This is a genomic window from Streptomyces sp. HSG2, from assembly GCF_016598575.1.
GTDB lineage: Bacteria > Actinomycetota > Actinomycetes > Streptomycetales > Streptomycetaceae > Streptomyces.
Genome location: NZ_CP066801.1, coordinates 1,768,984 through 1,781,240, shown reverse-complemented (window position 1 = coordinate 1,781,240; position 12,257 = coordinate 1,768,984). Strand labels below are relative to the sequence as shown.

Here is a 12,257-nt window from a genome sequence, read left to right as displayed (position 1 = left end):
TACCCTTGGCAGCTATGAGCACTCACGAGCCCGAGCGCGGGACTGGTACGGGGACCCTCGTAGAGCCGACACCGCAGGTGTCGCACGGCGACGGCGACCACGAGCGCTTCGCCCACTACGTCCAGAAGGACAAGATCATGGCGAGTGCCCTCGACGGCACCCCCGTCGTGGCGCTGTGCGGCAAGGTCTGGGTGCCGGGCCGGGACCCGAAGAAGTACCCGGTGTGCCCGATGTGCAAGGAGATCTACGAGTCGATGAGCGCCGGCGGCGACGAGGGCAAGGACGGCGGCGGGAAGTAGTCCGCCCCGAGCGGGCCGTTCGACCTCGGGTACCGCGGGCCCCGGGTGCGTCCTCCGACGCGCTCGGGGCCCGTGCGCCGTCCGGGTCACCCGACCGTCACCGTCGCGCCCGACCTCGGCGAGTGCCTGCCGCCCGAGCGCCGCCGACGCACCGACCCTCCCGCGGGTGGCGGAAGGGGCCCACCCCGCGCCGCAGGGAGGTCGACCGACGCGTAGTCAAGGTGCCGGGCCGGAGACGGGGGTGGGAAAGAACGCCCCGCGCGTCACCGGGGAGTGGCAATCTGCCCGACACCCGACGCCGTGGCGGAGTCTCGGCCAAACCGGTCATTCCGCAGGTGGCGCGGGCGAATACCGCCTTGCGGACCCTCGCGTCCCGCCTGCGCGAAGATGTGCCAGAGTTGCCACGTGCGCCCTGTCAGCACGTACGGTACGGCAGCACAGGGGACCCGGTGGGACAGCGGGAAGGGGCAGCCGGTTTGAGCACGCGCACACCGCAGGCGGAGCAGGCCGTCACCTTGCCCGCGACGCTGGACGAGGCCGTGGCGGCGCTCGCCGCCATGCCCGCGGCGGTCCCCGTGGCCGGCGGCACCGATCTGATGGCCGCCGTCAACTCCGGACAGCTCCGCCCCGCCGCGCTCGTCGGTCTCGGGCGGATCAGCGAGATCCGCGGCTGGCAGTACCAGGACGGCAACGCCCTGCTCGGTGCCGGCCTCACCCACGCCCGCATCGGCCGCCCGGACTTCGCCGCCCTCATCCCCGCCCTCGCGGCCGCCGCCCGCGCCGCCGGGCCCCCGCACATCCGCAACGCCGGCACCCTGGGCGGAAACATCGCCTCGGCGGCTCCGACGGGCGACGCGCTGCCGGTGCTCGCCGCCCTGGAGGCCACGCTGGTCATCGCGGGCCCCGAGGGGGCGCGCCGGGAGATCCCGGTGTCCCATCTGTTGGCCGGCATGGAGCCGATCCGTCCGGGTGAACTCGTGGGCCACGTGCGGGTGCCGTTGCTCCACGCGCCCCAGGTCTTCCTGAAGGCCACGGGGCGGACGGGGCCCGGGCGGGCCCTGGCCTCCGTGGCCCTCGTCCTCGACCCGGCCCGGCGCGCCGTGCGGTGCGCGGTCGGGGCCGTCGCCCCCGTGCCGTTGCGCCCTCTGGACGCCGAGCAGTGGGTGGCCGGGCTGGTCGACTGGGACGGCGAGCGCGCGATCGTTCCCGAGGCACCGCAGGCCTTCGGCGAGTACGTCGCCGCGGCGTGCGTCCCCGAGCCGCCCCCCGCCGAGGACGGCTCCCCGGGGCGGTTCCCGCCGGCCCTACTGCACTTGCGGCGCACCGTCGCCGCGCTGGCCCGACGAGCACTGGAGAGGGCGCTGTCGTGACCGACGACCAGCACGCGGAGCGGCACCCGGAAGGGGACACCGGTCGCCGAGGCGGACGCTGGGACCCGTTGCCCCAGGGTGAGTACGACGACGGTGCGACCGCCTTCGTGCAGTTCCCCGAGGGCGGTGTGGAGGCGCTGTTGGCGGGTTCGGACAGCCCGCTCGCCGCGCCGGGCCACGGGTACACCCCGCCGCCGATCGCCGCCTCGCCCCCGGCCGACCCGGATACCGGGAGCGGGTGGGCCCCGCGGGCGACGCCTCCCGACGGTGTCGAGGGATCGCCGACGGACGCCCCCGAGCCCTATCCGGACCGCTACCAGGACCCGTACGGCGCGGCCGGGCGGCGGCCCCCCCACGACCCGTGGGGCCTCGCGGAACAGGAGCCGCCCGATCGGGGACACGGACCGGAGGTCGTCGAGGGATGGGCGGGGGCGCCCTCTGTCGGAACGCCCGAGACGGCCGGGGTGACACCCGGTCAGGACGTGACCGGGCAGTGGTCGATCCCGGTGGCGGGGGGTGAGCTGCCCGAGGAGTCGGGCGAGTTCACCGCCACGTCGTTCACGGACCGGTGGTCCGGGTCCGCCCCCGACACGTTGCCGGGGGGCGCGCCCGCGCCGTGGGCCGCGGTCCCGCAGGTCGTCGGACCGCCCGAGGAACGCCCGCCCGAGGGGCGGAACGGCTCCGCCCCGGGTGAGTCCGGGCCCGCCGAGCCGGCGTCGGGCGGGCCGGACGGGCGGGCGTCGGACCCCGTCGCGGACGACGCCGCGGAGCCGCCTCCCGAGGCGGGGCGGGGTTCGGCGTCCGCCGACGGCGCGGTACTCGGCGCGCTCCCGGACGCGCCGGTGGGCGGCGCCGCTTCCTCGGTTGCCGACGCCGACCGGGCGGGGGACCGCCGGCCGACCCACACGAGCCCCCCGGCCGCCGCGGTCCCGGGGCCGGGCGAGGGCGCCGAGGGGACCCCGGCGCCCTCGCCCGCCTCCGCCGCTTCCGCCCCGTCGACCTCGTACTCCGCCCCCTCGCCGGCGGGGAAGCCACCCGCCGAGGACCGCCCCACCGCCTCCGCCCCGGACGCGTCCCCGCCCGCCACCGGGCCCGCCGACTCCCGCCCGGAGCCCGTCGACCCGGACACCGAAGGGACCGCCTCCGAGGTCGTCCTGGAGTCGGCGTCGTCGGGCGCCGCCGGTGGGCACCCCGAGCGCCCGCTCGCCTCCTACCTGCTCCGTGTGAACGGCACCGACCGCCCGGTGACCGACGCGTGGATCGGCGAGTCGCTGCTGTACGTGCTGCGGGAGCGGCTCGGCCTCGCCGGGGCCAAGGACGGCTGTTCGCAGGGCGAGTGCGGGGCGTGCAACGTCCAGGTCGACGGTCGCCTGGTCGCCTCCTGTCTGGTGCCGGCCGTGACGACCGCCGGCGGCGACGTCCGCACCGTCGAGGGGCTGGCGGCCGACGGCCGTCCCTCGGACGTCCAACGGGCCCTGGCCCGGTGCGGGGCCGTCCAGTGTGGCTTCTGCGTGCCCGGGATCGCCATGACCGTGCACGATCTCCTGGAGGGCAACCCGCGCCCGACGGCGCGGGAGGCGCGTCAGGCCCTCTGCGGAAACCTGTGCCGGTGCTCGGGGTACCGGGGCGTGCTGCGGGCGGTGGAAGAAGTGGTCGCCGAGCGCGGCTCCGCCGGCCAGGGCGACGACGGAGGCCCGATGCCGGTCGAGGACACCGGGCCCGAGGGCCCGCCGGGTCGCGGTTCTCGGGAAGCACGTATCCCGCGCCAGGCCCGGCCGGGTGGGGGCGGCACGCTCCCCGAGGCCCTCGGGGAGCCGGGGTCCGACCGGCCCCTCGGTGACCCGGCCCACCGTCGGGAAGGAGGTCTCGCGTGAGCGACGAAGCGGCCGTCGACCGGCCGGCGACGACGGGGGCGGGCCTCGGTCCGCAGCCCGTGCCCCACGGCCTCGGCACCTCGCTGCCGTCCGACGACACCGGTGCGAAGGCCGAGGGGACCTTTCCCTACGCGGCCGATCTGTGGGCCGAGGGACTGTTGTGGGCGGCCGTGCTGCGCTCCCCGCACCCGCACGCCCGGATCGTCTCCATCGACACCTCCCACGCCCGGGCGATGCCCGGGGTCAGGATGGTGGTCACCCACGAGGACGTCCCCGGTTCGCCGCTGCACGGGAGGGGAAGGGCCGACCGCCCGGTCTTCGCCTCCGAGGTGGTGCGGCACCACGGGGAGCCCATCGCGGCCGTCGCCGCCGACCACCCGGACACTGCGCGGATGGCCGCCGCGGCGGTCATCGTCGAGTACGAGGTCCTCCCTCCGGTGACCGATCCCGAGCAGGCGTTCGAGGCGGAACCGCTGCACCCGGACGGCAATCTGATCCGTCACATCCCGCTTCGGCACGGGGACCCGGAGGCGGTGGGGGAGATCGTGGTGGAGGGCCTCTATCGCGTCGGACGTCAGGACCCGGCACCCATCGGGGCCGAGGCGGGCCTGGCGGTGCCGCGTCCCGACGGGGGCGTGGAGCTGTACCTGGCGTCCACCGACCCGCACGGCGACCGCGACACCGTCGCCGCCTGCCTCGGGCTCCCCGCCGACCGGGTGCGGATCGTGGTCACCGGGGTGCCTGGCGCCACCGCCGACCGGGAGGACCAGGGCTTCCAACTGCCGCTCGGTCTGCTGGCCCTGAAGACCGGCCGCCCGGTCAAGCTCGGCGCCTCCCGGGAGGAGTCCTTCCTCGGTCACGCCCACCGGCATCCGACGCTGCTGCGCTACCGACACCACGCCGATGCCACAGGTCGGTTGGTGAAGGTGGAGGCCCAGATCCTGCTCGACGCGGGCGCCTACGCGGACACCTCCGCCGATGCTCTGGCCGCCGCCGTCTCCTTCGCCTGCGGTCCCTACGTCGTGCCCAACGCCTTCATCGAGGGGTGGGCGGTCCGCACCAACAACCCGCCCTCCGGACACGTCCGGGGAGAGGGCGCGATGCAGGTGTGCGCGGCCCACGAGGCCCAACTCGACAAGATCGCCAGGCGGCTGGACCTGGACCCCGCCGAGGTCCGCATGCGCAACGTCCTGGCCACCGGGGACGTCCTGCCGACCGGGCAGACGGTGACCTGTCCCGCCCCGGTCGCCGAACTCCTGGCGGCGGTCCGGGACGCGCCGTTGCCGCCGTTGCCCAAGGACCTGCCCGAGGAGGAGTGGATGTTGCCCGGCGGCCCCGAGGGCGCGGGCGATCCCGGCGCGGTGCGCAGGGGCGTCGGCTACGGCGTCGGCATGGTCCATCTGCTCGGGGCCGAGGGAACCGACGAGGTCTCCACGGCCACGGTCAAGGTCCAGGGCGGCGTCGCGACGGTGCTGTGCGCGGCGGTCGAGACCGGACAGGGTTTCACCACGCTGGCACGCCAGATCGTGCAGGAGACGCTCGGGGTGGAGGAGGTGCGGGTGGCCCCCGTCGACACCGACCAGCCACCGGCCGGTCCCGGGTGCCGAGGTCGGCACACGTGGGTCTCCGCCGGCGCGGTGGAGCGCGCCGCCAAGATGGTGCGCACCCAACTGTTGCAGCCGCTGGCCCACAAGTTCGGTATGTCCACGGAGCTGCTTCAGATCGCCGACGGAAAGATCACCTCCTACGACGGAGTGCTCTCGACGACCGTCGCCGAGGAACTGGAGGGCAAGGAACTGTGGGCCACCGCCCAGTGCCGCCCCCACCCCACCGAGCCGCTCGACGAAGCGGGCCAGGGCGACGCGTTCGTCGGTATGGCCTTCTGCGCGATCCGTGCCGTGGTGGACGTCGACATCGAGATCGGCGCGGTGCGCGTGGTCGAGCTGTCGGTCGCCCAAGACGTCGGTCGTGTGCTGAACCCGGCCCAGCTGGAGGCCCGTATCGAGGCCGGCGTCACCCAGGGCGTCGGAATCGCCCTCACCGAGAACCTGCGCTCCCCGCGAGGGCTCGTCCGCCATCCCGACCTGACCGGATACGCCCTGCCGACGACCCTGGACGCTCCGGACATCCGGATCGTGAAGCTGGTGGAGGAGCGCGACGTGGTCGCCCCGTTCGGGGCGAAGGCGGCCGGTTCGGTCCCCGTGGTGGCCTCCCCGGCCGCGGTCGCCTCGGCCGTGCGCGCGGCGACCGGTCGCCCGGTCAACCGGCTGCCGATCAGACCCCAGGCCGCCGTGGTGACGGCGGCGCGCTGACACGGAAGGGCCGGGCGGCGGACTTCCCCGCCGGGGGCGCCGGCGCCCCCGGCCGGCCGGGCCTTCGCGTCAAGTCCTAGGACCGATGTCCCTGTCCGAGTCCCTCCCTCGGACAGGGGCCATGGCCGATCGAGGCCCTTACGCTTGCCGCCATGTCCCTTCCCCGAAAGCGCGGCCGTGAGGCCACCGACGACACCGAGGGCGCTCCCCGTCCCGGGGTGCGCCCGACGGAGCCGACGGATCCGAACGACCACGGCGGCCAGGGCGTGCTGGGCAGGGCGCATCGGGCCCTGAGCGTCGGCATCGTCTCGGTCATCGTCCTGATCGCCTTCGAGGCGACGGCCGTGGGCACCGCGATGCCTGTCGCGGCCCGCGAACTGGACGGCGTCGCGCTCTACGCCTTCGCGTTCTCCGCCTACTTCACGACCAGCCTGTTCGGCATGGTGGTCTCCGGCCAGTGGGCCGACCGGCGCGGTCCGTCGGCGCCGTTCGCCTGGGGCATCCTCGCTTTCGCGGGCGGGCTCGTGCTCTCCGGGACCGCCGGGGGCATGTGGCCCTTCCTGCTGGGCCGCGCCGTGCAGGGGCTCGGCGGGGGCTTGGTCATCGTGGCCCTCTACGTGGTCATCGCGCGCGCCTACCCCGAGCGACTCCGCCCGGCGCTCATGGCCGCCCTGGCCGCCGGGTGGATCCTGCCCTCCGTGGTCGGTCCGCTGGCCGCCGGGCTCGTGACCGAGCATCTCGGGTGGCGCTGGGTGTTCCTGGGCATCCCGTTGCTGGTCCTGGCCCCCCTGGCGCTGGCACTCCCGCGCATCCGCCGGCGTGTGGCCGGGCCCGGCTCGGCGGCCGACGGGGGCGACACCCGCGCGCCGCTGGACCGTCGGCGTGTGCGGCTCGCCCTCGCCGTCTCGGTCGGCGCGGGCCTCCTCCAGTACGCGGCCCAGGACCGCCGCTTGATCGCACTCCTGCCCGCCGCCGCCGGGCTGGCGCTGTTGGTGCCCTCCGTTCGCGGGCTGCTGCCGCCCGGCACCCTGCGCGCGGCACGCGGTCTGCCCTCCGTGGTCCTGCTTCGGGGTGTGGCGGCCGGCTCCTTCGTCGTCGCCGAGTCCTTCGTGCCGTTGATGCTGGTCACCCAGCGCGGTCTCAGCCCCACGTCGGCCGGTCTGTCGCTGGCGGCGGGGGGCCTGACGTGGGCGCTCGGCTCGTGGCTCCAGGCCCGTCCCGCGACGGAGCCCCACCGGGAGCGGCTGATGACACTGGGCATGCTGCTGGTCGCCGCGGCCGTCGCCGCGGCACCCTGTGTGCTCGTCGAGGCCGTGCCCGCCGTGACGTTGGCCGTCGCCTGGGCGTTCGGATGCTTCGGCATGGGGTTGGTGATCTCCTCGACCAGCGTGCTGCTGCTGAAGCTCTCCGCTCCCGGGGAGACGGGGCGCGACTCCGCCGCGCTTCAGATCTCGGACGGCCTGGCCAACATCCTGCTGCTCGCCGGTGCCGGTGTGGCCTTCGCCACCCTCGGCGGGGGAGCCGTGGGTCACGCCGTAGGCGGACACTCCGCCTCGCGGCCGGGTGCCTTCCTGGCGGTCTTCCTCCCGATGGCGGCGGTGGCCCTGGCGGGGGCCTGGCTGACCCGACGGCTCGTGCCGCCGGCGCCGACGGCTCGGGCACTGCCGGGGACGGTCGCCGCGAGGACGGGGGACCGGACGGGCGCCGAGAGGGCCTCCGACCGGACGCCGGAGGCCCGGGTGTGACGTCGGTCCCACCGGCGGGTGCCCGTCCCCGGTCCGGGAGTCGTCGGTGCGGGCCCGCCGGTAGGGTGGCCCGGTTGTCGTACGTGGCCGAACCGCTCTACCCCCTCCGGAGACCGTGACTACCACCGCCAGCTCCTCGCACCACCTGTCCCCGGCCTTCCCCGGCCGTGCCCCCTGGGGCACCGCGAGCAAACTGCGCGCCTGGCAACAGGGGGCCATGGAGAGGTACCTCCAGGAGCAGCCCCGGGACTTCCTGGCGGTCGCCACCCCCGGCGCCGGCAAGACCACCTTCGCCCTGACCCTCGCCTCCTGGCTGCTCCACCATCACGTGGTGCGCCAGGTCACCGTCGTCGCCCCGACCGAGCACCTGAAGAAGCAGTGGGCGCAGGCGGCGGCTCGGGTGGGGATTCGACTCGACCCCGAGTACAGCGCGGGGCCCCTGGGCAAGGACTACCACGGGGTCGCCGTCACCTACGCCGGGGTCGGCGTGCGGCCCATGCTGCACCGCAACCGCGTGGAGCAGCGCAAGACCCTCGTCATCCTCGACGAGATCCACCACGCCGGCGACTCCAAGTCCTGGGGCGAGGCCTGCCAGGAGGCGTTCGAGCCCGCCGCGCGGCGTCTGGCGCTCACCGGCACGCCCTTCCGTTCCGACACCAACCCGATCCCCTTCGTCCGCTACGAGGAGGGCGGCGACGGAATACGACGGTCCGCCGCCGACTACACCTACGGCTACGGCTCGGCCTTGTCCGACGGCGTGGTCCGCCCGGTCATCTTCCTCTCCTACAGCGGCAACATGCGCTGGCGCACCAAGGCCGGCGACGAGATCGAGGCGCGCCTGGGCGAGCCGATGACGAAGGACGCCGTCAGCCAGGCCTGGCGCACGGCGCTCGATCCGCGCGGGGAGTGGATGCCGGCGGTGCTGCGGGCCGCCGACCGACGGTTGTCCGAGGTGCGCAGGTCCGTCCCGGACGCCGGGGGCCTCGTGATCGCGGCCGATCAGGACTCGGCGCGCGCCTACGCCAAGCTGATCCGCGAGATCACCGGTGAGCCCGCCACCGTCGTGCTGTCGGACGACGCCGGCTCCTCGGGCCGGATCGATTCGTTCGCCGCCGGCGCCGAACGGTGGATGGTGGCGGTGCGCATGGTCTCCGAAGGGGTGGACGTGCCGCGGCTCGCCGTCGGCGTCTACGCCACCACCGTCTCGACGCCGTTGTTCTTCGCCCAGGCGGTCGGGCGTTTCGTGCGCTCGCGGCGACGCGGCGAGACCGCCTCGGTCTTCCTGCCGACGGTGCCGGATCTCCTCGGCTTCGCCAACGAGATGGAGCGCGAGCGCGACCACGTCCTGGACAAGCCCGCCAAGGGCGGCGAGGAGGACCCCTACGCGGAGGAGGAGGGGCTGCTCCGGGAGGCGGAGCGGCAGCGGGACGAGGACACCGGCGACCAGGACGCGCTCCCCTTCGAGGCGCTGGAGTCCGACGCCGTCTTCGACCGGGTGACCTACAACGGCGCCGATTTCGGCATGCAGGCGCACCCGGGGAGCGAGGAGGAACAGGACTACCTCGGCATCCCGGGGCTGCTGGAGCCCGACCAGGTCCAGTTGTTGCTGAGCAAACGCCAGGCCCGGCAGATCGCGCACAGCCGCAGGAAGCCCGACGAGGAGGCCGACCTGCTCGAACTGCCCGCCGAGCGAAGGCCCGTCGTCTCCCACAAGGAGATGATGGAACTGCGCAGGGAACTCAACAACCTGGTCGGCGCATATGTCCACCAGAGCGGCAAGCCGCACGGGGTGGTCCACACCGAGCTGCGCCGGGTGTGCGGGGGGCCGCCGAGCGCCGAGGCCACCGCGGGCCAACTGCGCCAGCGCATCGAGAAGGTGCGGGAGTGGGCGACCCGGATGAGGTGACGCGGGGAGGCGCACGCTCGTGAGCTCGCGCGGTACGTATCCGGACAGACACGGAGGGTCCCCCTGGGGTTCCGCCCGGATTCTGGACGGAGACTTCCGCTGAGCGGACCGGTCTCGCTAGTGTCCACGCACGCGCACGCCCCGTGGCAGCGCCGCCGCGGAGCGCGGCCGTGAGGCGAGTCAGGTCCGGACGTCACCGGACCGACGGCCGATCGGCGGCGGGGAGCGGATCCTCTCGGGGCGTGGCGACGCGCCCGGGACGCGGGCCGCCGACCTCACACCGAAGGAGCGGGCGTCTTGACCGCGGAGACCTCCCAGACGCTCGACAGGGGACTGCGGGTCCTCAAGCTGCTCGCCGACACCGACCAGGGGCTCACCGTCACCGAACTCGCCCGACGGCTGGGGGTGAACCGGACGGTCGTCTATCGGCTGTTGGCGACCCTGGAGCAACACGCGCTCGTTCGCCGCGATGTCGGCGGCCGGGCCCGGGTGGGGCTCGGCGTCCTCGGACTGGGCCGCCAGGTGCACCCCCTGGTGCGCGAGGCCGCGATGCCCGCACTGCGGTCGCTGGCCGAGGAGATCGGCGCCACGGCCCACCTGACCCTGGTCGACGGCGACGAGGCGTTGGCCGTCGCCGTGGTCGAGCCCAGTTGGACGGACTACCACGTCGCCTACCGGGCCGGTTTCCGACACTCGCTGGAGCGGGGCGCGGCCGGCAAGGCGATACTGGGCGCTCGGCAGGGGCGGGGTCAGCGCCCCGAATACACCCTGACCCGAGGCGAGTTGGAGGCCGGCGCCTGCGGCGCCGCGGCGCCCCTCCTCGGGATACCCGGCGTCGAGGGCAGTGTCGGGGTGGTCATGCTGGCGGAAGTCGTCCCCGAACAGGTGGGGCCACGGGTGGTGGAGGCGGCCCGCGATGTCGCGCGGGCGCTGACCTGACCGGGCGGTCGGGCGGCGCCCGGGGCGGCGGGAGCCGGGCGGTCGCGGGGGGCGTGCCGATCACCGATCGTGGGAAGGAACCCCGTCCGCGTTAGATTGACCTCGTGCTCTCTCGGTTCCTCCGCCTCACCCGCCCCCGGGTCCTCGTCGTCTGCGCGCTGCCCGTCGTCGCGCTGCTGCTGGTCACCCTGCTCACCCCGCTGCCCTTCACGGTGGCGCGGCCCGGGCTGACGGCGGACGTGCTGGGCGAGAATCGCGGTACCCAGGTGATCACCATCACCGGTGCCCCCACCCAGGAGACCACCGGCCAACTGCGGATGACGACCATCCAGGCGACCGGCCCCGACACCGACGTCTCCTTCGGCGACGTCGTCGTCGGCTGGTTCGATCCCGACGAGGCGGTCATGCCCCGGGACGCCGTCTACCCCAGCGGCGACGACGTACGGGAGATCGAACGCTTCAACCGAGAACAGATGCGCGAGTCCCAGGACGCCGCCACCGACGCCGCCCTGGACTACCTGGACCTCGACCCCGCCGACGTGGACGTCACCCTGCGGCTCGCCGACGTCGGCGGGCCCAGCGCCGGACTCCTGTTCTCCCTCGGCATCGTGGACAAGCTCGACACCCGCGACCTCACCGGCGGCCGGGTGATCGCCGGCACCGGCACCATCACCTCGGACGGGGAGGTGGGCGCGGTGGGCGGGGTCCCCCTGAAGACGCTGGGCGCCGCCCGCGACGGCGCCACCGTCTTCCTGGTACCCCGAGCCGAGTGCGCGGACGCCGAGGACGGGCTCCCGGACGGGGTGCGGCTGATCCCGGTCGAGACCCTCGACGGCGCCGTGGACGCCCTCACGGCGCTGGAGACCGGCCAGGGCACCGTCCCGGCCTGCTGACCCGCCCCGCCCCACCTGGCTCACCCCCGGGTCACGAACCCCTCCTCCAGCATCCACTCCAGGGCCACCCGGTGGGGGTCGTCCCCGTCGACGTCGACCCTGCCGTTCAGCGACCGCGCCACCTTGTCGGTGAGCGCGCGGGTCACCGGTGCCAGCACCTCGGCGATGGCCGGCCACCGCTCCATCGTCGCGGTGCGCACCATCGGCGCCGCGTTGTACTCCGGGAAGAAGTCCCGGTCATCCTCCATCACCACCAGGTCCATCGCCTCGATCCGCCCGTCCGTCGTGAACACCTCGCCGTAGGCGCAGGTCCCCTCCGCCGTCTGGGTGTAGATGACGCCGGTGTCCATCTGGGTGACACGGCCCGGCGCGAGGTCCATCCCGTGGGTCCGCGCCAGCCCGGGGAGACCGTCCTCGCGGTTGGCGAACTCGCTCTCCACGCAGAGCGCCACGGCGTCCGGATCGCGCCGGGACAACTCGGCCACCTCGGAGAGCGTGTCGGTGCGGTGGGTCCGGTGGTGGTGGCGGTTGGTCGCCAGCGCGAAGGTGTTGTTCAGGGGCGCCGGCGGCAGCCAGGTCACCCCGTTGCGCAGGTCCTCGTCGCGGACGGCCCGCCATTGGGCGCGTTCGCCCGGGACGGGACGGCTGTGGCCCAGGTAGGTGATCCAGGCGGTGCCGGTGTACTCGTAGGCCGCGTCGGCGTCGCCGTTCTCCACGGCGGCACGGGTACCGATCGAGCCCTGCACGCCGGTGCGGTCCAGCACCCGGGCCCCCGCCGCCTGGAAGGCGATTCCCATGATCGCGCCGAGCACCAGCTGTTCGGTGAAGTCCTTGGAGACGACCGTCAGATGTGCGCCGGCCAGCGGCCTGCCACGGCCGACGCTGCCGGGGCCGACCCCGTCGGCCATCGGAGAACCGC

9 protein-coding genes are annotated in these 12,257 nt (G+C 74.6%); 8 read left to right on the top strand and 1 reads right to left on the bottom strand.

The features are described 5' to 3' along the window. Nucleotides 1-14: 14 nt before the first annotated feature. The 8 genes from JEK78_RS07290 to JEK78_RS07255 all read left to right on the top strand — a co-directional run bounded on the left by JEK78_RS07290 (nt 15) and on the right by JEK78_RS07255 (nt 11,338). Nucleotides 15-299, top strand: a complete 285-nt coding sequence (locus JEK78_RS07290; protein ID WP_200263289.1) for a DUF3039 domain-containing protein — start codon at nt 15-17, stop codon at nt 297-299. Between the two features lie 476 nt (nt 300-775). Beyond that, nucleotides 776-1,669 (top strand): FAD binding domain-containing protein, encoded by an 894-nt coding sequence (locus JEK78_RS07285; protein ID WP_200263288.1) that lies wholly within the window; start codon nt 776-778, stop codon nt 1,667-1,669. Then, entirely contained in the window at nt 1,666-3,543 is a 1,878-nt protein-coding gene (locus JEK78_RS23655) for a 2Fe-2S iron-sulfur cluster-binding protein (RefSeq protein WP_200263287.1), read from the top strand. The genes JEK78_RS07285 and JEK78_RS23655 overlap by 4 nt, the downstream gene beginning before the upstream one ends. Beyond that, nucleotides 3,540-5,855 carry a molybdopterin cofactor-binding domain-containing protein gene (locus tag JEK78_RS07275; RefSeq protein WP_200263286.1) on the top strand — a complete coding sequence of 772 codons (2,316 nt, stop codon included), beginning with the start codon at nt 3,540-3,542 and terminating at the stop codon, nt 5,853-5,855. The genes JEK78_RS23655 and JEK78_RS07275 overlap by 4 nt, the downstream gene beginning before the upstream one ends. Nucleotides 5,856-6,007: 152 nt before the next feature. Then, a complete protein-coding gene (locus JEK78_RS07270; protein ID WP_200263285.1) occupies nt 6,008-7,600 on the top strand; it encodes an MFS transporter in 1,593 nt (530 codons plus the stop codon). A gap of 115 nt (nt 7,601-7,715) precedes the next feature. Further along, nucleotides 7,716-9,506: a DEAD/DEAH box helicase gene (locus JEK78_RS07265; protein WP_200263284.1), complete on the top strand. Its 1,791-nt coding sequence runs from the start codon at nt 7,716-7,718 to the stop codon at nt 9,504-9,506. A gap of 297 nt (nt 9,507-9,803) precedes the next feature. Next, nucleotides 9,804-10,445, top strand: a complete 642-nt coding sequence (locus JEK78_RS07260; protein WP_200263283.1) for a helix-turn-helix domain-containing protein — start codon at nt 9,804-9,806, stop codon at nt 10,443-10,445. A 104-nt stretch (nt 10,446-10,549) separates the two neighbouring features. Then, nucleotides 10,550-11,338: a S16 family serine protease gene (locus JEK78_RS07255; RefSeq protein WP_200263282.1), complete on the top strand. Its 789-nt coding sequence runs from the start codon at nt 10,550-10,552 to the stop codon at nt 11,336-11,338. A gap of 20 nt (nt 11,339-11,358) precedes the next feature. Here the strand turns inward: JEK78_RS07255 and JEK78_RS07250 are convergent, their stop codons facing one another. Then, on the bottom strand, nt 11,359-12,246 hold the full coding sequence (locus JEK78_RS07250) for a glycine betaine ABC transporter substrate-binding protein (protein WP_200264031.1): 888 nt from the start codon (nt 12,244-12,246) through the stop codon (nt 11,359-11,361). Between the last annotated feature and the right edge of the window lie 11 nt (nt 12,247-12,257).

What these genes read in the sequence shown, in the direction of transcription:
- JEK78_RS07290 (WP_200263289.1), top strand. Translation starts at nt 15, where the DNA reads ATGAGCACTCACGAGCCCGAGCGCGGGACTGGTACGGGGACCCTCGTA.
- JEK78_RS07270 (WP_200263285.1), top strand. Translation starts at nt 6,008, where the DNA reads ATGTCCCTTCCCCGAAAGCGCGGCCGTGAGGCCACCGACGACACCGAG.
- JEK78_RS07250 (WP_200264031.1), bottom strand. Translation starts at nt 12,246, where the DNA reads ATGGCCGACGGGGTCGGCCCCGGCAGCGTCGGCCGTGGCAGGCCGCTG.